23 protein-coding genes are annotated in these 17,158 nt (G+C 68.4%); 14 read left to right on the forward strand and 9 right to left on the reverse strand.

Going from position 1 to position 17,158, the window contains the following annotated elements; genetic code table 11:
- Nucleotides 1-147: 147 nt before the first annotated feature.
- From ssuE to FHW81_RS04160, 6 genes are all read left to right on the forward strand, one after another.
- The gene (gene ssuE / locus FHW81_RS04135; protein ID WP_003091915.1) at nucleotides 148-741 is read left to right on the forward strand and encodes an NADPH-dependent FMN reductase; all 594 of its coding nucleotides are present in this window, start codon (nucleotides 148-150) and stop codon (nucleotides 739-741) included.
- Between the two features lie 118 nt (nucleotides 742-859).
- On the forward strand, nucleotides 860-1,831 hold the full coding sequence (locus FHW81_RS04140; protein ID WP_003091913.1) for a sulfonate ABC transporter substrate-binding protein: 972 nt from the start codon (nucleotides 860-862) through the stop codon (nucleotides 1,829-1,831).
- Nucleotides 1,832-1,908: 77 nt separating this feature from the next.
- Nucleotides 1,909-3,057: an FMNH2-dependent alkanesulfonate monooxygenase gene (gene ssuD / locus FHW81_RS04145; RefSeq protein WP_003091910.1), complete on the forward strand. Its 1,149-nt coding sequence runs from the start codon at nucleotides 1,909-1,911 to the stop codon at nucleotides 3,055-3,057.
- A gap of 20 nt (nucleotides 3,058-3,077) precedes the next feature.
- Nucleotides 3,078-3,866 (forward strand): aliphatic sulfonate ABC transporter permease SsuC, encoded by a 789-nt coding sequence (gene ssuC / locus FHW81_RS04150; protein WP_003102309.1) that lies wholly within the window; start codon nucleotides 3,078-3,080, stop codon nucleotides 3,864-3,866.
- A complete protein-coding gene (gene ssuB / locus FHW81_RS04155) occupies nucleotides 3,863-4,687 on the forward strand; it encodes an aliphatic sulfonates ABC transporter ATP-binding protein (protein ID WP_003102311.1) in 825 nt (274 codons plus the stop codon). Before ssuC ends, ssuB begins: the two co-directional genes overlap by 4 nt.
- A gap of 40 nt (nucleotides 4,688-4,727) precedes the next feature.
- A complete protein-coding gene (locus tag FHW81_RS04160; RefSeq protein ID WP_003091900.1) occupies nucleotides 4,728-4,943 on the forward strand; it encodes a TOBE domain-containing protein in 216 nt (71 codons plus the stop codon).
- Nucleotides 4,944-5,122: 179 nt separating this feature from the next.
- Here FHW81_RS04160 and FHW81_RS04165 read toward each other — a convergent pair whose 3' ends face one another.
- The 6 genes from FHW81_RS04165 to FHW81_RS04190 all read right to left on the reverse strand — a co-directional run bounded on the left by FHW81_RS04165 (nucleotide 5,123) and on the right by FHW81_RS04190 (nucleotide 8,276).
- The gene (locus tag FHW81_RS04165) at nucleotides 5,123-5,461 is read right to left on the reverse strand and encodes a HopJ type III effector protein (RefSeq protein ID WP_003091899.1); all 339 of its coding nucleotides are present in this window, start codon (nucleotides 5,459-5,461) and stop codon (nucleotides 5,123-5,125) included.
- Nucleotides 5,462-5,512: 51 nt separating this feature from the next.
- On the reverse strand, nucleotides 5,513-5,824 hold the full coding sequence (locus tag FHW81_RS04170) for a DUF1244 domain-containing protein (RefSeq protein ID WP_003091898.1): 312 nt from the start codon (nucleotides 5,822-5,824) through the stop codon (nucleotides 5,513-5,515).
- A gap of 128 nt (nucleotides 5,825-5,952) precedes the next feature.
- Complete coding sequence (gene folX / locus FHW81_RS04175; RefSeq protein ID WP_003091897.1) at nucleotides 5,953-6,324, reverse strand: dihydroneopterin triphosphate 2'-epimerase; 372 nt, start codon at nucleotides 6,322-6,324, stop codon at nucleotides 5,953-5,955.
- Nucleotide 6,325: 1 nt separating this feature from the next.
- Nucleotides 6,326-6,886, reverse strand: coding sequence for a GTP cyclohydrolase I FolE (gene folE, locus FHW81_RS04180; RefSeq protein WP_003091896.1), 561 nt, complete (start codon nucleotides 6,884-6,886; stop codon nucleotides 6,326-6,328).
- Between the two features lie 17 nt (nucleotides 6,887-6,903).
- Nucleotides 6,904-7,608 (reverse strand): dihydromonapterin reductase, encoded by a 705-nt coding sequence (folM, locus tag FHW81_RS04185; RefSeq protein ID WP_003091895.1) that lies wholly within the window; start codon nucleotides 7,606-7,608, stop codon nucleotides 6,904-6,906.
- Between the two features lie 110 nt (nucleotides 7,609-7,718).
- Nucleotides 7,719-8,276 carry an antibiotic biosynthesis monooxygenase gene (locus tag FHW81_RS04190; RefSeq protein ID WP_003102317.1) on the reverse strand — a complete coding sequence of 186 codons (558 nt, stop codon included), beginning with the start codon at nucleotides 8,274-8,276 and terminating at the stop codon, nucleotides 7,719-7,721.
- Nucleotides 8,277-8,555: 279 nt separating this feature from the next.
- On the opposite strand from FHW81_RS04190, the gene FHW81_RS04195 reads away from it, so the two are divergent.
- On the forward strand, nucleotides 8,556-9,008 hold the full coding sequence (locus FHW81_RS04195) for a flavodoxin (protein WP_003102319.1): 453 nt from the start codon (nucleotides 8,556-8,558) through the stop codon (nucleotides 9,006-9,008).
- Between the two features lie 152 nt (nucleotides 9,009-9,160).
- Here FHW81_RS04195 and FHW81_RS04200 read toward each other — a convergent pair whose 3' ends face one another.
- Nucleotides 9,161-10,054, reverse strand: a complete 894-nt coding sequence (locus tag FHW81_RS04200; protein WP_003114492.1) for a LysR family transcriptional regulator — start codon at nucleotides 10,052-10,054, stop codon at nucleotides 9,161-9,163.
- A 95-nt stretch (nucleotides 10,055-10,149) separates the two neighbouring features.
- Between FHW81_RS04200 and FHW81_RS04205 the strand changes: the two genes are divergently transcribed.
- The 7 genes from FHW81_RS04205 to FHW81_RS04235 all read left to right on the forward strand — a co-directional run bounded on the left by FHW81_RS04205 (nucleotide 10,150) and on the right by FHW81_RS04235 (nucleotide 15,319).
- Entirely contained in the window at nucleotides 10,150-10,539 is a 390-nt protein-coding gene (locus FHW81_RS04205) for a CidA/LrgA family protein (RefSeq protein ID WP_003091885.1), read from the forward strand.
- Nucleotides 10,526-11,212 (forward strand): LrgB family protein, encoded by a 687-nt coding sequence (locus tag FHW81_RS04210; protein ID WP_003102323.1) that lies wholly within the window; start codon nucleotides 10,526-10,528, stop codon nucleotides 11,210-11,212. The genes FHW81_RS04205 and FHW81_RS04210 overlap by 14 nt, the downstream gene beginning before the upstream one ends.
- Before the next feature lie 128 nt (nucleotides 11,213-11,340).
- A complete protein-coding gene (locus FHW81_RS04215; protein ID WP_003114490.1) occupies nucleotides 11,341-12,120 on the forward strand; it encodes a class II aldolase/adducin family protein in 780 nt (259 codons plus the stop codon).
- Nucleotides 12,117-13,013, forward strand: coding sequence for an alpha/beta fold hydrolase (locus tag FHW81_RS04220; RefSeq protein WP_003102328.1), 897 nt, complete (start codon nucleotides 12,117-12,119; stop codon nucleotides 13,011-13,013). Before FHW81_RS04215 ends, FHW81_RS04220 begins: the two co-directional genes overlap by 4 nt.
- 98 nt (nucleotides 13,014-13,111) lie before the next feature.
- Entirely contained in the window at nucleotides 13,112-13,405 is a 294-nt protein-coding gene (locus FHW81_RS04225; RefSeq protein WP_003114489.1) for a hypothetical protein, read from the forward strand.
- A gap of 115 nt (nucleotides 13,406-13,520) precedes the next feature.
- A complete protein-coding gene (locus FHW81_RS04230) occupies nucleotides 13,521-14,432 on the forward strand; it encodes an SDR family oxidoreductase (protein WP_003111019.1) in 912 nt (303 codons plus the stop codon).
- A 116-nt stretch (nucleotides 14,433-14,548) separates the two neighbouring features.
- Entirely contained in the window at nucleotides 14,549-15,319 is a 771-nt protein-coding gene (locus FHW81_RS04235) for a crotonase/enoyl-CoA hydratase family protein (RefSeq protein ID WP_003091874.1), read from the forward strand.
- A 19-nt stretch (nucleotides 15,320-15,338) separates the two neighbouring features.
- On the opposite strand, the gene FHW81_RS04240 is transcribed toward FHW81_RS04235, so the two are convergent.
- Both FHW81_RS04240 and FHW81_RS04245 read right to left on the reverse strand, forming a co-directional pair.
- Nucleotides 15,339-15,683 (reverse strand): cupin domain-containing protein, encoded by a 345-nt coding sequence (locus FHW81_RS04240; protein WP_003091873.1) that lies wholly within the window; start codon nucleotides 15,681-15,683, stop codon nucleotides 15,339-15,341.
- A 34-nt stretch (nucleotides 15,684-15,717) separates the two neighbouring features.
- Nucleotides 15,718-17,124: an NAD(P)/FAD-dependent oxidoreductase gene (locus FHW81_RS04245; RefSeq protein WP_003102335.1), complete on the reverse strand. Its 1,407-nt coding sequence runs from the start codon at nucleotides 17,122-17,124 to the stop codon at nucleotides 15,718-15,720.
- Nucleotides 17,125-17,158: the final 34 nt, after the last annotated feature.

Consider the following 17,158-nt stretch of genomic DNA (forward strand, 5'->3'; position numbering starts at 1 on the left):
CCCCGAACCGGGTTCTTATATGCTTTATGGAATAAATAAATGAATAAAAAACATTTATTGGAATATGAGGCCGCCTGTTAAGGTCTATGCAACTTGGTTAGCAAGCCAAACGAATATTCTGTTTTCCGGTTATAAGGAATCCCCCCCATGCTCGTCGTTTCCATCGCCGGAAGTCCCAGCGTACGCTCCCGCTCCGGGGTGTTGCTGGAGCGTGCCAGGGACTGGCTGAGCCGTCGCGGCGTCGAGGTGGCCAGCCACCAGGTGCTGGATTTTCCCGCCGAGGACCTGCTGCGTGCCCGCCTCGACAGTCCGCCGGTACTGGCGCTGGCCGAGCAGATCGGCCGCGCCGACGGCCTGCTGGTCGCCACCCCGGTGTACAAGGCCTCGTTTTCCGGCGCGCTGAAGGTCCTTCTCGACCTGTTGCCCGAGCGCGCCCTGGAGCACAAGGTGGTGCTGCCGTTCGCTACCGGTGGCAGCAGCGCGCACATGCTGGCCGTGGACTATGCATTGAAGCCGGTCCTGGCCGCGCTCAAGGCCCAGGAGGTACTGCATGGCGTATTCGCCGTGGACAAGCAGATCGCCTACGCCACCGAGAGCGACCCGGCGCGCCTGGAACCGGTCCTCGAGCAGCGCCTGGAAAACGCCCTGGAAACCTTCCACCTGGCCCTCTCGCGACGGCCGCAGCCGATCGACCCGCAGTTGCTCAACGAGCGCCTGGTGAACGCCCGCTGGAGCATCTGATCCGTCCGCCGCCAGCGCACGCGCGCCGCGGCCCGATTGCACAACGCACACACGACGACCTCACTGTTCCGTCAACGGCGCGGCAGGTTCGGCACCCACAACGACAAAGGAGAGCGCCATGCGCACCATCGCTTTGCGTCGTGGACTGGCGGCCCTGCTGGTGGCGGCCCTGTCCTACGGCGTTCAGGCCGACGAGAAGTCGGCCAACACCCTGCGGATCGGCTACCAGAAATACGGCACCCTGGTCCTGCTCAAGGCCCGTGGCACCCTGGAGAAACGTCTCGCCGAAGACGGCGTGAAGGTGCAATGGACCGAGTTTCCCGGCGGCCCGCAACTGCTCGAGGGACTCAATGTCGGCAGCATCGACTTCGGCGTGACCGGCGAAACCCCGCCGGTCTTCGCCCAGGCCGCCGGCGCCGACCTGCTCTACGTGGCCTACGAACCGCCGGCGCCGACCAGCGAGGCGATCCTCCTGCCGAAGGACTCGCCGATTCGGTCGGTGGCCGAGCTGAAGGGCAGGAAAGTCGCCCTGAACAAGGGCTCCAACGTGCATTACCTGTTGGTCCGCGCCCTCGAGCAGGCCGGCCTGAAGTACAGCGACATCCAACCCGTCTACCTGCCGCCGGCCGACGCCCGCGCCGCCTTCGAGCGTCACAGCGTCGACGCCTGGGTGATCTGGGACCCCTACCAGGCCGCCGCCGAGAAGCAGTTGTCCGCGCGGGTCCTGGTGGATGGTCGCGAGCTGGTCGACAACCACCAGTTCTACCTCGCCACCCGGACTTACGCGCAACGGCATCCGCAGGTGCTCGACAAGCTAGTGGACGAGATCCGCGAGGTCGGTGACTGGTCGCGGGCCAACCCGCAGCAGGTGACCGAGCAGGTCGCGCCGCTGCTCGGGCTGCCCGCCGACATCACCCTTACCGCGGTGAAGCGCCAGGGCTACGGCGCGCAGTTGATCACCCCGGCGGTGGTCGAGGCGCAGCAGAAGATCGCCGACACCTTTACCCAGCTGAAGCTGATTCCCAAACCGCTGAGCATCAAGGACGTGATCTGGACGCCACCGGCCGGCAAGGTCGCCAGCGCACCCTGAGCCCGTACCGCCCACATACCGACACGATCATCGCGCGGCTACGCCACGCCGGCGCGCTCACCCTGGAGTCAATTGCGATGAGCCTCGAGATTTTCTGGTTCCTTCCCACCCACGGCGACGGCCACTACCTGGGCACCACCCAGGGCGCCCGTGCCGTCGACCACGGCTACCTGCAGCAGATCGCCCAGGCCGCCGACCGCCTGGGCTTCGGCGGCGTACTGATCCCCACCGGACGTTCCTGCGAGGACTCCTGGCTGGTCGCCGCCTCGCTGATCCCGGTAACCCAGCGCCTGAAGTTCCTCGTCGCGCTGCGTCCCGGGATCATTTCGCCGACCGTCGCCGCGCGCCAGGCGGCGACCCTGGACCGGCTGTCCAACGGCCGCGCGCTGTTCAACCTGGTCACCGGCGGCGATCCCGACGAACTGGCTGGCGACGGCCTGCACCTGAGCCACGCCGAACGCTACGAGGCCTCGGTCGAATTCACCCGCATCTGGCGTCGCGTGCTGGAGGGCGAGACCGTCGACTACGCCGGCAAGCACATCCAGGTGAAGGGCGCCAAACTGCTCTATCCGCCGTTGCAGCAGCCGCGTCCGCCGCTGTACTTCGGCGGCTCCTCGGAGGCCGCCCAGGACCTCGCCGCCGAGCAGGTCGAGCTGTACCTGACCTGGGGCGAGCCGCCGGCGGCGGTTGCCGAGAAGATCGCCCAGGTACGCGAGAAGGCCGCCCGCCAGGGCCGCCAGGTGCGCTTCGGGATCCGCCTGCACGTGATCGTCCGCGAGACCAGCGAGGAAGCCTGGCAGGCCGCCGATCGACTGATCGCGCACCTCGACGACGACACCATCGCCCGCGCCCAGGCCTCCCTGGCGCGCTTCGACTCGGTCGGCCAGCAACGCATGGCCGCGCTGCACGGCGGTTCGCGCGACAACCTGGAAGTCAGCCCCAATCTCTGGGCCGGCGTCGGCCTGGTGCGCGGCGGCGCCGGCACCGCGCTGGTCGGCGACGGGCCGACGGTGGCGGCGCGGGTCAGGGAGTACGCCGAGCTGGGCATCGATACCTTCATCTTCTCCGGCTATCCGCACCTGGAAGAGTCCTACCGGGTCGCCGAACTGCTGTTCCCGCACCTCGACGTGCAGCGCCCGGCGCAGCCCGAGGGACGCGGCTATGTCAGCCCGTTCGGCGAGATGGTGGCCAACGATATCCTGCCCCGGCAGGCCGCGCAGAGTTGAGAGCGGTCGGAGCGAACGACATGAGCATTTCCAAACGACTGGCCGAGCGCCTGGCGCCCTGGGCGCTGCCGCTGGTCCTGCTGGCGGTGTGGCAGGCGGCGGTTGAGTTCGGCTGGCTGTCCAGCCGCATCCTCCCCGCGCCCAGCGCCGTACTCGAGGCCGGCTGGGCGCTGCTGCGCAGCGGCGAGATCTGGCAGCACCTGGCGATCAGCGGCTGGCGCGCGGCGATCGGCTTTCTCATCGGCGGCGCCATCGGCCTGGTGCTGGGCTTCGTCACCGGCCTGTCGAAGTGGGGCGAACGCTTCCTCGACAGTTCGGTGCAGATGATCCGCAACGTGCCGCACCTGGCGCTGATCCCGCTGGTGATCCTGTGGTTCGGCATCGACGAGTCGGCGAAGATTTTCCTGGTCGCCCTCGGCACGCTGTTCCCGATCTACCTGAACACCTACCACGGCATCCGCGGCATCGACCCCGGCCTGCTGGAGATGGCGCGCAGCTACGGGTTGTCCGGCTTCGCCCTGTTCCGCCAGGTGATCCTGCCCGGCGCGCTGCCGTCGATCCTGGTCGGGGTGCGCTTCGCCCTTGGCTTCATGTGGTTGACCCTGATCGTCGCCGAGACCATTTCCGCCAGCTCCGGCATCGGTTACCTGGCGATGAACGCCCGCGAGTTCCTGCAGACCGACGTGGTGGTCCTGGCGATCCTGCTCTATGCCGTCCTCGGCAAGCTCGCCGACCTCGCCGCCCGCGGTCTGGAACGCGTCTGGCTACGCTGGCACCCGGCCTACCAGGTCAAGGGAGGTGGCGCATGAATGCCCACAACGCCGCCCTTGGCGGCACTCCGCAGCGCCTCAAGCGCGGTATCCCGCTGGCCCTGCGCGGAGTGGCGCGGCGCTTCGGCGAGCGCGAGGTGCTCAAGGACATCGACCTGCTGGTTCCGGCCGGGCAGTTCGTCGCTATCGTTGGCCGCAGCGGCTGCGGCAAGAGCACCTTGCTGCGCCTGCTGGCCGGCCTCGACCAGCCCAGCCGCGGCGAGTTGCTGGCCGGCTCGGCGGCGCTGGCCGAGGCCCGCGAGGACACCCGGCTGATGTTCCAGGACTCGCGCCTGCTGCCGTGGAAGCGGGTGATCGACAACGTCGGCCTTGGCCTGCGCGGCGACTGGCGGGCGAAGGCCCTGCAGGCGCTGCGGGCGGTCGGCCTGGCCGAGCGTGCCAACGAGTGGCCGGCGGCCCTGTCCGGCGGGCAGAAGCAGCGCGTCGCGCTGGCTCGCGCGCTGATCCACGAGCCGCGCCTGCTGTTGCTCGATGAGCCGCTCGGCGCGCTCGATGCGCTGACCCGGATCGAGATGCAGCAACTGATCGAAGGACTCTGGCGCGAACACGGTTTCACCGTCCTGCTGGTCACCCACGACGTCAGCGAGGCGGTGGCGGTGGCCGACCGGGTGATCCTCATCGAGGACGGCGAGATCGGCCTCGACCTGCCGGTGGAACTGCCCCGGCCGCGCTCGCGTGGCTCGGCGCGACTGGCCGCGCTGGAAGCCGAAGTGCTCAACCGGGTGCTGGCGCAGCCGGAGCTGCCGCCGCAACCCGAGCCCGTTTCACCCCTGCCCACGCAACTGCGCTGGGCGCTCTAACCAACCATGCCTCGTTCCGAATCCCCCCAGGAGAAACGCCATGACCATCAAAGCCATCAACGTTCGTAACCAGTTCAAGGGCACCGTGAAGGAAATCATCGAAGGGCCGGTGCTCTCCGAGATCGACGTGCAGACCGCCGCCGGGATCGTCACTTCGGTGATCACCACGCGTTCGGTGAAGGAACTGGAGCTGGCCATCGGTAGCGAAGTGATCGCCTTCGTCAAGTCCACCGAGGTATCCATCGCCAAGCTGTGACGCTGGCTGCGCCGCGCTTGCGGCGGCGAGAAGGGCGGGGACCCCGATGGGGCCCCGCCTTTTTTCGTCGCGTATCGGCAAGGCCGGCCGGTGGCGACGGCTGGCGTGGGTCGCTATGGAGCGGTCGGTAGGGCGAATAACCGCTCGCGGTTATCCGCCGTGGGGGCGACCGGGACTTCTCAGCCCCGGCGCGACAGGGGCTGGCGCTCGAAATGCACGCCGGCCAGGCCGGTCTGTTGCAGGGCGCGGATGTTGGCGTGGTCGTCGCCTTCCGGGTTGTCGCGCACCGCACGGTAGTGCTCGCCGAAGGCCAGCAGGGTTTCCTCGAGGCTGAGGCCCTCGAGGATGGCGAAGCCCAGGGTCTTGCAGGAACCTTCGTTCTGCCCGGCCGGGTTGCTCACGCTGCCGTTGTCGAAGGCGCTCGGCGTGTAGCTGTAGTGCTCGGCGATGAACGCCAGGGTGTCGGTGAACAGGTGGTGTTCGCTGCGCAGACGCGCGCGGAAGTCGGTCAGGGTCATCGAAACAGGCTCATGGTGTCTGGGGCAGGGTTGGCAAGGGGCCCGGTGGCCTCAGGCGTTGCCCTGGCTCTTGGCGAAGGCGGCCTGTTGTTCCGGGCTCGCTTCTTTCTGGTACTTGGCTTTCCACTCGGCATAGGGCATGCCGTAGATCTCTTCGCGGGCCTGGTCATTGCTGACTTCCACCCCGAGGTCGTCGGCGGCGGCCTTGTACCACTTGGACAGGCAGTTGCGGCAGAAACCGGCGAGGTTCATCAGGTCGATGTTCTGCACGTCCTTGCGGGTCTGCAAATGATGGACCAGGGTGCGGAAGGCGGCGGCTTCGAGTTCCAGGCGTTGCTGTTCGGTGAGGTTGGCTGCGGTCATGGCGGTGTTTCTCGACGATGGCTCGGGGCAGGGTGAAGGCACAGGGCCAGGTCCGGCGATGATAAGAGTTGGCGCGGCCGGCGGGCAACGCTTGTGCGCGTCTTCGCGCGGTTCGCTCGTCGGCCGCCTCAGCGGTGGCCGGCGAGGGTGATCGAGACCGACTCGGCGAAGCGCAGCGCGTGCGGCTTGTCCACTTCCACCTCGGCGTAGCGCACCGCCGGGTTCTCCATCACCAGGTCGAGGATTTCCTGGGTCATCCGTTCGAGCAGGGCGAAGCGGTTCTCCTCGACGTGGCGGATGATCGCCTTGGTGATGGTGCGGTAGTTCAGCGCGTGCTCGATGTCGTTGACCTCCACGGCGTCCGCGGCCGGGTAGAGGATGGTCAGGTTGATCAGCACGTCCTGCTTGTTGAGGATTTCCTCCTCCTTGATCCCGATGAAGGTGCGCAGGCGCAGGTCCTTGACGCGGATTCGCGCCATTCCCGGTTCCAGTCGCGGCATGTCACTTGCTCCTTCCGATCAATTGCAGAAATTCCTGGCGGGTGGTGTTCGAGTCGCGGAACGCGCCGAGCATCACCGAGGTGAACATCTGCGAGTTCTGCTTCTCCACCCCGCGCATCATCATGCACATGTGCTGGGCCTCGATCACTACCGCCACGCCGGCGGCGCTGGTCACCTGGCGGACCGCCTCGGCGATCTGCCGGGTGAGGTTCTCCTGGATCTGCAGGCGGCGGGCGAACATGTCGACGATCCGCGCCACCTTCGACAGGCCGAGCACCTTGCCGGTGGGAATGTACGCCACATGAGCCTTGCCGATGAAGGGCAGGAGGTGGTGTTCGCACAGGGAGTACAGCTCGATGTCGCGGACGATGACCATTTCATCGTTGTCCGAGGCGAACAGCGCGCCGTTGACGATTTCCTCCAGGGTCTGGCCATAGCCGTGGCAGAGGTACTGCATGGCCTTGGCCGCGCGCTTCGGGGTGTCGAGCAGGCCTTCGCGCTGCGGGTCTTCGCCGAGACCGACGAGGATCTCCCGGTAATGCTGGGAAAGTGCTGGGTTCATAAGGGGTCCTTGGCGCCTCACTTGACGTGGCGGCCGCCGTTCACGGTCAGGGTGGTCCCGGTGACGTAGGGGTTGTCCAACAGGTAGCGAAGGCTCTGGTAGATGACTTCCGGCCCCGGTTCGATGCCGAGGGCGGATTTCGCCAGGGTGCGGGCGCGGTATTCGGCGTCGTCCCCGTCGTTGAACATCACCAGCGCCGGTGAAATGGCGTTGACCTTGATCCTCGGCGCGAAGCGCGCGGCGAACGACAGGGTCAGGTTGTCCAGCCCGGCCTTGCTCGCGCAGTAGGCGATACGCCGGGCGCTGCCCTTGCGCGCCACGTCGTCGGTGAGGTGAACGATGTCGGCAGGCTGCGAGCGTTCCAGCAGCTCGGCGCAGTGCAGGTTGATCAGGTAGGGCGCGAGCATGTGCACGCTGAACAGTTGCTGGAACGCCTCGGCTTCGTGGCCGGGCGTCTCGGCGACCCAGTCCGAGGCGTTGTGGACGATCGCTCGCAGGCTGTCGGTATGCTGTCGGAGGGCCCCGATGAAGGCGAAGATGCCGGCCTCGCTGGCGAAGTCGGCGTGCAGGGTCAGCGCGCCGGCCTGGCGCAGTTCGTCCAGCGCCGGGCGTTCGCTGCGGTAGCTGACGATCACCGACTCGCCGTCGGCCAGCAGGCGGCGGGCGCAATGCAGGCCGACACGCTGGCTGGCGCCGGTGATCAGGATCGGGGCTGTCGCCATGGGACTCTCACAGCAGGCGAAGGGAATCGGATGGATGCAGGGTACCCGACTGAGCCAGTCGGGCAAAGCCTTGCGCTACGGCCCACCCCGCCGGGGTGGGCGGCAAGCCGTCAGTGCGCTTCCGGCAGGCTGGCGGCGCGCTGCGGGCGGCGGTGCAGCCAGGGGGCGAGCAGGCGGCTGGAGAGAGGGATGAACCAGTAGGTCATCAACGGGGTGAGGACCAGGGTGCTGAGCAGCACCCGCGCGGCCAGCGACAGCTCGCCGAGGTAGGGGCCGGCGCCGAGGTTGAAGGCCAGCGAGACCGGGAAGAACGCCAGCCAGATCGCCACGCTCTGCTTCCAGCGCGGCGGTTTGCGGTTGTCGTCGAACCAGGCGGCGAGACCGTGGGCGCGGCGCTCGCGCGGTTCGTCGAAGAGCCCCTGGCCGCGTTCGAGCCAGGCCTGGCGCGAGGCGGAGTGGGCCCAGGCGGCGAGGGTGGCGTCGTCGGCGAAGCGAAAGATCATCTGGAATTCGTCTCCGCCGGCGGGCGGCGCCAGCGCCCCGGAGCCGAGGTAGCCGGGGAAGTCGGCGGCGAGGGCTTCGCCTTCGCGCTGCCAGGCGAGGAAGTCGCGGTAACGGCCGGCGGCGACGCGGCGGGCCACCAGCAGGGTAACGGGAGCGGTAGACATCGTGTATCTCCTGGAACGGTTGAGCGCGCTTCGTGGGCGCCCTCGGACAACGGCGCAGCGCCGGGGGTGGTGGGCTGCGTCGGAGGACAGGCAAGGATCGTTCCCGGCGTGGTGGCGAAGGTTCGCTGCCGTGTCTACGGCAGCGCGATGACATCCCGATGACAGGGTGCGCACCGAAATGGTGCTTTTGCAGCCTGTCTGCATTGATTCGGTGCGTCCCGCTCGGCGAACGCATGCGGCATAATGCCCGGCTTACCCCTGTTGGCTTACGGAGTGTTCATGAAAGTCGCCATTCTCTCCGGCTCGGTCTACGGCACCGCCGAAGAAGTCGCCCGGCACGCCCAGAAATTGCTGTCCGCGGCCGGCCTCGAGGCCTCCCATCTGCCCCGCGCCAGCCTCGACGAACTCAAGGCCTTCGCCCCCGAGGCATTCCTGGTGGTGACCTCGACCACCGGCATGGGCGAACTGCCGGACAACCTGCAACCGCTGTACTACGCGATCCGCGACCAACTGCCGGCCTGGCACGGCCTGCCGGGCGGGGTCATCGGCCTGGGCGATTCGAGCTACGGCGACACGTTCTGCGGTGGCGGCGAGCAGGTTCGCGAACTGTTCGGCGAACTGGGCGTGCGCGAAGTGCTGCCGATGCTGCGCCTGGATGCCAGCGAAACCGTTACCCCCGAGACCGACGCCGAGCCTTGGCTGGCCGAGTTCGCCGCCGCCCTCAAGGGCTGATCCCGGGCCTGCCCCGCCGAGGCGGCGGATAACCGCGTAGCGGTTATTCGCCCTACACGGGAGGGGACAAGCGGTAGGGCGAATAACGCCCCAGGCGTTATCCGCCGAAACGCCTGCCGAGGCGGCGGATAACCGCGTGGCGGTTATTCGCCCTACGCCGGGCTTTCCTCCAGCGGCTGCTCGCGCAGCAGCTCCAGCCAGGCCTGCGCCGCCCGCGACAGGTAGCCGCCACGGCGCCAGATGAAGGCGATGTCCCAGCGCAGGTCCGGCTCCCTGAGCAGGACCCGCACCACTCCCGGGCGTTCGATCTCGCGAGCGATCACCCGTGGTAGCAGCACCACTCCCTGGTTGGCCGCCACCAGCGCGCCGAGGAAGTCGGCCTGGCCGCTGCGGCCGCCTTCGCGCGGGCTGAAGCCGGCCTCCAGGCAGGCGCGCAGCAGGCGGTCGTTGAGGGTGAAGCTCTGCTGGTAGAGCAGGAACGGGCTGTCCGCCAGTTCGCCGAGGGCGACGCTGGCGGCAGCGGCCTTGGGATGCCCGGCCGGCAGCAGCACGTCCAGCGGTTCGTTGCAGAACGGCTGGTAGTCGAAGCCGTCGTCCGCCGGGGTGAGGCTGCCGGCCAGTTCCAGCTCGCCGGCCAGCACCGCCTGCTCCATGGTCTTGCTGCCGCCTTCCACCAGGTGCACGGCGATGTTCGGATAGCGCCGCCGGTATTCGGCGAAGCGTTGGGCGAACAGCGCGTCGGCGCCGAGCAGCGGCAGGCCCAGGCGCAGTTCGCCGCGGTTGAGCTGGCTGAGGTCGTCCAGTTCGCTGAGCAGGTCGCGGCGCAGCCGCAGCATCTCCTCGGCGCGGCGAAACACCACGGCGCCGGCGTCGGTCAGGCGCACGTGCGGCCCGTTGCGTTCCAATACCTGCACGCCAAGGCTCTGCTCCAGTTGGGCGACCTGCTTGCTGATAGTCGACTGGCTGGCGTGGCGGACCTGCGCCGCCTGGGTGAAGCTGCCCTGGCGGACCACTTCGACGAAGCTGCGGAGTTGACGGAATTCCATTCTGGAATGGCTCTCATGCGGACAATTCGCTTTGGGGATGATAGGCCGGGCCTTATCCTTTCTCCATCCCCGATTTCCCAGCCAAGGCCTTTCCCATGTTGCCCCCGCTCGTCCGCCGTCTGTCCCGCCTTGCCGCCGAACTGGCGGTACTCATCGCCTTCTGGTGGGCCGGCGGCTGGCTGGCGAAGGCCATCGGCCTGCCGCTGCCGGGCGGGGTGGTCGGCCTGGCGGCGCTGTTGCTGCTGTTCGCCAGCGGCCTGCTGCGTCCGGCCTGGCTGCAGGCCGGCGCCGGCCTGTTGCTGGCGGAGATGTTGCTGTTCTTCATCCCGGCGCTGATGAGCCTGCTCGACTACGGCGCGCTGCTACGCAGCGAGGGCTGGCGCATCCTCCTGGTGATCATGCTCAGCACCCTGCTGGTGATGCTGGTCACCGCGGTGTCGGTGGAGTGGATGTGCCGCTGGAGGGCGCGCCATGAGTCTCGATAAGCAAGCCCTGTTCTGGTTGGCGGCGACCGTCGGCGGCTACCTCCTGAGCCGCCAGCTGTACCGCCGGGTGAAGTGGTACTGGCTGTCGCCCATCGTGTTCGTCCCGGTGCTGCTCTATGCCCTGGCGATTCCCACCCATACCCGCTACGCCGACTACGCCCGCGACACCAATTGGCTGGTGGCGCTGCTCGGTCCGGCGACGGTGGCCTTCGCCATCCCGATCTGGCAGCAGCGCGAGCTGCTGATGCGCCACTGGCCGGCGCTGCTGGCCGGGATGTTCGCCGGCACCGCGGTGGCCATCGGCAGCTCCTGGGCGCTGGCCCAGGCCCTGGCGCTGGACGGCCAGGTCACGCTGTCGTTGCTGCCGCGCTCGATCACCACGCCGTTCGCCATGGAGATGTCCCACGACCTGGGTGGCGTGCCGGAACTGACCGCCGCCTTCGTGATGATCACCGGGGTGTTCGGCGCGGTGATCGGCGGCACCCTGCTGCGCGTCCTGCGCTTGCGCACGCCGCTGGCCCGCGGCGCGCTGTTCGGCGTCGGCGCGCACGGCGCCGGCACCAGTCGGGCCTACGAGTTCGGCGGCGAGGAAGGTTCGGCGGCCGGTCTGCTGATGGTTCTCACCGGGCTGTTCAACCTGCTGGTCGCGCCCCTGGTCGCCCACTGCCTGTAGCCTGCGCGCATAGGCCGGCTGAATCCTCCGCCATTCAGCCGGCGCGCGAGTGTAAGCCCGGCGACAGTCGCCGGAGGAGGGCGGGGCTAGACTGCGGGCATCCGATAACGACAAAAGAGGATGCCGCCGTGACCGCCGTTCACTCCCTGCCCGCCGATGTGCAAGCCCAGGTCTCCGCCGCCGAATGGCAGACCCGCGTCGATCTCGCTGCCTGCTACCGGCTGGTCGCCCTGCACGGTTGGGACGACCTGATCTTCACCCACATCTCGGCCAAGGTGCCGGGCACCGAGGACTTCCTGATCAACCCGTTCGGCCTGATGTTCCACGAGATCACCGCCTCCAGCCTGGTGAAGGTGGATGCCAGCGGCAAGAAGCTGATGGACAGCCCCTACGAGATCAACCCGGCCGGCTACACCATCCATAGCGCGGTGCACGAGGTCCGCCACGACGTCGAGTGCGTGCTGCACACCCATACCGCCGCGGGGATCGCGGTGTCCTGCCAGAAGCAGGGCCTGTTGCCGCTGTCGCAGCAATCGTTGTTCGTGCTCTCCAGCCTGTCCTACCACGCCTACGAGGGCGTCGCCCTGAACCATGAGGAAAAGGCCCGCCTGCAGGCCGACCTGGGGGCCAGCAATTTCCTGATCCTGCCCAACCACGGCCTGCTCACCTGCGGCGGTTCCATCGCCGATACCTTCCTCATGATGTTCACCCTGCAACGCGCCTGCGAGGTACAGGTGATGGCGCAGAGCGGCGGCGCCGAGCTGATCCACATCCCGGGGCAGATCCTCGCCGGCGCGCGCGACATGATCGCCGGGGTGATGCGCAGCAAGACCGGCATGGGCGGCCAGCTCGCCTGGCCGGCGCTGCTGCGCAAGCTCGACCAGCAGAACCCGGGCTACCGCCAGTGACCGCGGCGCTGCCCGGCATTCCACTGGAGGCCTGGCGGAGGCGCGGCCGCACCCTGGATTTCAAGGGCTTCCCGATCCGCTACTGGGAAGCCGGGCAGGGTCGGCCGTTGCTGCTGATCCACGGTTTTCCCAGCGCCGCCTGGGACTGGCACTACCTCTGGGAGCCGCTGGCGCAGCGCTACCGCGTGCTGGTCTGCGACCTGCTCGGCTTCGGCGATTCGGCCAAGCCGCGCGCCCATCGCTACAGCCTGCTGGAGCAGGCCGACCTGCAACAGGCGCTGCTCGGCCGCCTGGGAATCGATGAGCCGCTGCACGTGCTGGCCCACGACTACGGCGACAGCGTCGCCCAGGAACTGCTCGCCCGCCATCACGAAGGCCGGCTGCGGCTCGCCTCCTGCGTGTTCCTCAATGGTGGGCTGTTCCCGGAAACGCACCGCCCGGTGCTCAGCCAGAAGCTGTTGCTGAGCCCGTTGGGCGGGCTGTTCGGCCGGCTGTTCGACCGCCGCGCCCTGGCGCGCAACTTCGCCAAGGTCTTCGGCCCGCGCAGCCAGCCCGGCGAGACCGAGCTGGATGCCTTCTGGAGCCTGATCGAAAGCAACCAGGGGCAGCGGGTGATGCATCGCCTGATCCGCTACATCGTCGACCGCCGCGAGCAGCGTGAGCGCTGGGTGGCGGCGTTGCAGCACGGCGGGGTGCCGTTGCGGGTGATCGACGGCGCCGTCGACCCGATCTCCGGGGCGCACATGGTCGAGCGCTACCGGCAACTGGTCGCCGATGCCGACTGCGTGCTGCTCGATGGCATCGGCCATTATCCGCAGATCGAAGCGCCGGCGGCGGTGCTCGAACATTACCTGGCGTTTCGCGCCCGACTGGATGATTCAGAGTTTTCTTAAGCGAGTTTGAGATTGCAGCAAGTGCCATCGCGCAAGGATCGGGGCTAGGGTGCTGGCGCCTCGCTGGACGAGGCGTTTCGTCACCCATGGAGGTCTCCATGCACGATCCCGTTTCTCCCTTGCGCGCGTTCGACGAGGGCTCCTGGTTGTTCCGCCAGATGGTGCAGGCGCAACCGTTCATCCGCCAGTCCGGGATGGTCCTCGCCGAACTCGGCCTGCTGCTGGCGCTCGGGCTCGGCTACCTGTGCTGGCAGGAAGGCAGTCGCTGGTACGCCGTCGGCGCCGGCCTCGCGTTGCTCGGCAGCCTGCTGCTGGTGGTGGTCCGGCACAACTACGACTGGTGGCTGTTCAAGCTCGGCCCGCGTGGCCGGCTGTACATTCCGTTCGACTGAAGCGGAACATCCCGCTGCCTTATCGGGCGCCATTCATGGCGGCGCGAAGCCTTGTCCCCGCCGGCGGGCTGGCCGACACTCGGGCAATCCTTCCTACTGCCCTGGAGTCCCGAACATGAGCGATGCCCTGCGTTTCGACGACCAAGTCGTGATCGTCACCGGAGCCGGCGGCGGCCTTGGCCGCGCCCACGCCCTGCTGTTCGCGAAGCATGGCGCCCGGGTGGTGGTCAACGACCTCGGCGGTAGCACCCATGGCGAAGGCGCCAGTGCCTCGGCGGCGGACAAGGTGGTGGCGGAGATCCGTGCCGCCGGCGGCACCGCGGTGGCCAACCACGACTCGGTCACGGACGGCGGCAGGATCGTGGAGAACGCGCTGGACGCCTTCGGTCGCGTCGACGTGGTGGTCAACAATGCCGGCATCCTGCGTGACAAGACCTTCCACAAGATGGAGGACGCCGACTGGGACCTGGTCTACCAGGTGCATGTCGAAGGCGCCTACAAGGTCACTCGCGCCGCCTGGCCGCACTTGCGCGAGCAGGCCTACGGGCGGGTGGTGTTCACCTCCTCGACCTCGGGCATCTACGGCAACTTCGGCCAAAGCAACTACGGCATGGCCAAGCTCGGCCTCTACGGCCTGACCCGCACCCTGGCCCTGGAAGGGCGCAAGAACAATATCCTGGTCAACGCCATCGCCCCCACCGGCGGTACGCGGATGACCGAGGGGCTGATCCCGCCGCAGGTCTTCGAGCAGCTCAAGCCGGAGCTGGTCAGCCCGCTGGTGGTCTACCTCGGCAGCTCGGCCTGCGAGGATACCTCGGGGCTCTATGAGGTCGGCGGTGGCTGGATCGGCAAGGTACGCTGGGAACGCAGCCTGGGCTTCGGCTTCGATCCGAAGGCCGGCTTCGACGCCGAGGACGTGGCCGCGCACTGGCAGCAGATCTGCGACTTCGAGAACGCCGCGCACCCGGCGGACAACGTCGAGGCGCTCCGTGAAATGATGGCCAACCTGCAGAAGCACGCGCTCTGAGACGCCCGGCGGATGCGGCGCGGCCGCGGGAAAAGGACTAAGGTGAAGACCGGCTGACGCCGGTCTTCTGCCATCCGGCCGGTGTCTTTTTTCGCTTTTTCCGCAGGGAGTCTGTCATGAGTGTCATCGTCGAACGCAACGGCCCGGTCACCACCCTGGTCATCGCTCGCCCTGAGCGGCGCAATGCGGTGGACCGGCCGACCGCCCAGGCCCTGGCCGACGCCCTGCGCGAGTTCGAAGCGGACGATACGGCGCGGGTCGCGGTACTCACCGGCAGCGGCGGCAATTTCTGCGCCGGCGCCGACCTGGCGGCGGTGGCCGAGGATGGCGAGCGGCGCAATCGCCTGGAGGCGGAGGGCGACGGACCGATGGGGCCGAGCCGCATGCAGCTCGGCAAGCCGCTGATCGCCGCCATCGAAGGCTATGCGGTGGCCGGCGGGCTGGAGCTGGCGCTGCTCGCCGACCTGCGGGTGATGGCCGAGGACGCTATCTGCGGAGTGTTCTGCCGGCGTTTCGGGGTGCCGCTGATCGATGGCGGCAGCGTGCGCCTGCCACGGATCGTCGGGCAGGGCCGGGCGCTCGACCTGATCCTCACCGGGCGTCCGGTGAAGGCCGACGAAGCGTTGCAGATCGGCCTGGCCAACAGGGTGGTGCCGAGCGGTTCGGCGCGAGCCGAGGCCGAGGAGCTGGCGGCGGAACTCGCCGCCTTCCCGCAGACCTGCATGCTCGCCGATCGCGCCAGCGTATACGCGCAGTGGGAACTGTCCTTCGACGTGGCCCTGGCCAACGAATTCCAGGGCGGGCTGGCGGTGATCGAGAGCGGCGAGACCCTGGAGGGCGCGCAGCGCTTCAAGGACGGCGAGGGGCGCCACGGGCGCTTCGAGTGACGCCGTCGCGCCGCCCGGGCTAGCGGTGGATGATCACGTAGCTCTTGCGCACGGTTTCCTGCACATCCCACACGCCAAGACTGTTCTCCGGCAGCAGCAGGGCATCGCCGGCCTCGATGCGGATGGTCTCGCCGCCGTCCGGGGTGAAGGTGCAGCGGCCTTGCAGGAAGTGGCAGAACTCCTGCTCGACGATCTGCCGCCGCCAGCGTCCGGGGGTGCATTCCCAGATGCCGGTTTCCACCTGGTCGGTGCGCTCCACGGCGTAGGCGCGGGTCTGCGCGACCGGCTCGCCAAGGGGCACCGCGACCGGGCTGGCGGCGCCAAGATCGGCGCCGGCGGTATTTTTCAGAAGGGTCAGGGCCATGCGGTTTTTCCTCTGTGGGAGGTGGAGGGGATTCTCAGCGCATCAGGCTTTCCATGCCGGCCGCGAGGGTTTGCGCCAGGCTGCGGCGCCAGGGCGCGCTGTGCGGGTCGGCAAGGACCCGGTCCTCATGGACGAAACTGCGGATGATCGCGTTGTAGCCGAGCCAGCGGCAGGGTTCCGGTTCCCAGCGGGCCAGGCTGTCCAGCGGACGCTCGCCCAGCACCCAGGGCTGCCGCAGCAGCTCGCTGTCCTCACCGAGGATCAGCGCGGCCAGGGTGCGGCCGCCGAGGTTGCTGGCGCCGACCCCTTCGCCGCCGTAGCCGCCGGAGAGGGCGATGCCACTGGCGCGGTCGAGCAACATGTGCGGGCGGAAGCGCCGGGCCATGCCGAGGTTGCCGCCCCAGGTGTGGCTGATCCTGGCGTCCTTGAGCAGCGGGAAGAGTTCGCCGAACAGGTAGCGACGCAGGCCGACTTCCTCGTCGTCGAGGCTGAAGTCGCTGCGCAGCTTGCCGCCGAAGCGGTAGCCGCCCCGCGCGCCGAAGGCCAGGCGGTCGTCGGCGGTGCGCTGGCCATAGGTGACCTGGCGGCTGAATTCGCTGAAGGCCTGGCCGCGCTCCAGGCCGATCTCCGCCCAGACCGACGACGGCAGCGGCTCGGTGGCCACCAGCAGACTCTGCACCGGCAACTGGTAGTGGCCCAGCGGCGGCAGGCTGGCGGCGTAGCCTTCCACTGCCGGTACGATCCATTCGGCGCGCAGTTCGCCGCGCTCGGTGCGCAGCAGGCCGCGTTGCCAGTGCAGCACCCGGCTCTTCTCGAACAGCCGCACGCCCAGGCGCTCCACCGCGCGGGCCAGGCCGCGCGCGAGCCTGGCCGGCTGGATGGTGGCGCAGTGCGGCGAATGGATCGCCCCGTAGCTGCCGGGGATGCGCAACTGCTGGTCGAGTTCCTGCGGCGTCAGCCAGCGGTAGTCGCTTTCGTCCAGGCCTTCGGCATAGAGATCATGCAGATAGGCGCGCAGGCGGCGTTCCTGTTCCGGGTAGCGCGCCGCGCAGTAGAGCACGCCGCCCTTGCGGTAGTCGCAGTCGATGCCTTCCTCTTGCAGCACCCGCGCGACTTCGTCGGGAATCCCGTGCAGCAGGTCGTAGCCGGCCCGGCGCCGCTCCGGCGGCAAGCCGGCGAGCAGGCCGTCCTCGCCGAGCAGGTTGCCCATCAGCCAGCCGCCGTTGCGCCCCGAGGCGCCGAAGCCGGCGGTTTCTGCCTCGACGATGGCGACGCGCAACTGCGGCGCCCGGCGCTTCAGGTAATAGGCGGTCCAGAGGCCGGTGTAGCCGGCGCCGACGATGGCCACGTCGACCTCGAGGGATTCTTCCAGGGACGGGCGCGCTTCGAGCGGATCGTCCAGTTGATTCATCCACAGGCTGAGGTGGCGCCAGGCCGACATAGAGGGCTCCATAGCGAGAGGGAAGGGGGAATGC

The organism is Pseudomonas sp. RC10-4-2 (assembly GCF_050433085.1).
Lineage (GTDB): Bacteria > Pseudomonadota > Gammaproteobacteria > Pseudomonadales > Pseudomonadaceae > Pseudomonas > Pseudomonas aeruginosa.

Bases quoted from the DNA above. Each gene is read 5' to 3' on its own strand.
- FHW81_RS04160 (WP_003091900.1), top strand. From the start codon at position 4,728: ATGACCATCAAAGCCATCAACGTTCGTAACCAGTTCAAGGGCACCGTG.
- FHW81_RS04165 (WP_003091899.1), bottom strand. From the start codon at position 5,461: ATGACCCTGACCGACTTCCGCGCGCGTCTGCGCAGCGAACACCACCTG.
- ssuB (WP_003102311.1), top strand. From the start codon at position 3,863: ATGAATGCCCACAACGCCGCCCTTGGCGGCACTCCGCAGCGCCTCAAG.
- FHW81_RS04240 (WP_003091873.1), bottom strand. From the start codon at position 15,683: ATGGCCCTGACCCTTCTGAAAAATACCGCCGGCGCCGATCTTGGCGCC.
- ssuD (WP_003091910.1), top strand. From the start codon at position 1,909: ATGAGCCTCGAGATTTTCTGGTTCCTTCCCACCCACGGCGACGGCCAC.
- FHW81_RS04230 (WP_003111019.1), top strand. From the start codon at position 13,521: ATGAGCGATGCCCTGCGTTTCGACGACCAAGTCGTGATCGTCACCGGA.
- FHW81_RS04225 (WP_003114489.1), top strand. From the start codon at position 13,112: ATGCACGATCCCGTTTCTCCCTTGCGCGCGTTCGACGAGGGCTCCTGG.
- ssuC (WP_003102309.1), top strand. From the start codon at position 3,078: ATGAGCATTTCCAAACGACTGGCCGAGCGCCTGGCGCCCTGGGCGCTG.
- FHW81_RS04140 (WP_003091913.1), top strand. From the start codon at position 860: ATGCGCACCATCGCTTTGCGTCGTGGACTGGCGGCCCTGCTGGTGGCG.
- FHW81_RS04245 (WP_003102335.1), bottom strand. From the start codon at position 17,124: ATGTCGGCCTGGCGCCACCTCAGCCTGTGGATGAATCAACTGGACGAT.
- FHW81_RS04210 (WP_003102323.1), top strand. From the start codon at position 10,526: ATGAGTCTCGATAAGCAAGCCCTGTTCTGGTTGGCGGCGACCGTCGGC.
- folE (WP_003091896.1), bottom strand. From the start codon at position 6,886: ATGAACCCAGCACTTTCCCAGCATTACCGGGAGATCCTCGTCGGTCTC.
- FHW81_RS04195 (WP_003102319.1), top strand. From the start codon at position 8,556: ATGAAAGTCGCCATTCTCTCCGGCTCGGTCTACGGCACCGCCGAAGAA.
- folX (WP_003091897.1), bottom strand. From the start codon at position 6,324: ATGCCGCGACTGGAACCGGGAATGGCGCGAATCCGCGTCAAGGACCTG.
- folM (WP_003091895.1), bottom strand. From the start codon at position 7,608: ATGGCGACAGCCCCGATCCTGATCACCGGCGCCAGCCAGCGTGTCGGC.
- ssuE (WP_003091915.1), top strand. From the start codon at position 148: ATGCTCGTCGTTTCCATCGCCGGAAGTCCCAGCGTACGCTCCCGCTCC.
- FHW81_RS04200 (WP_003114492.1), bottom strand. From the start codon at position 10,054: ATGGAATTCCGTCAACTCCGCAGCTTCGTCGAAGTGGTCCGCCAGGGC.
- FHW81_RS04235 (WP_003091874.1), top strand. From the start codon at position 14,549: ATGAGTGTCATCGTCGAACGCAACGGCCCGGTCACCACCCTGGTCATC.
- FHW81_RS04170 (WP_003091898.1), bottom strand. From the start codon at position 5,824: ATGACCGCAGCCAACCTCACCGAACAGCAACGCCTGGAACTCGAAGCC.
- FHW81_RS04190 (WP_003102317.1), bottom strand. From the start codon at position 8,276: ATGTCTACCGCTCCCGTTACCCTGCTGGTGGCCCGCCGCGTCGCCGCC.
- FHW81_RS04205 (WP_003091885.1), top strand. From the start codon at position 10,150: ATGTTGCCCCCGCTCGTCCGCCGTCTGTCCCGCCTTGCCGCCGAACTG.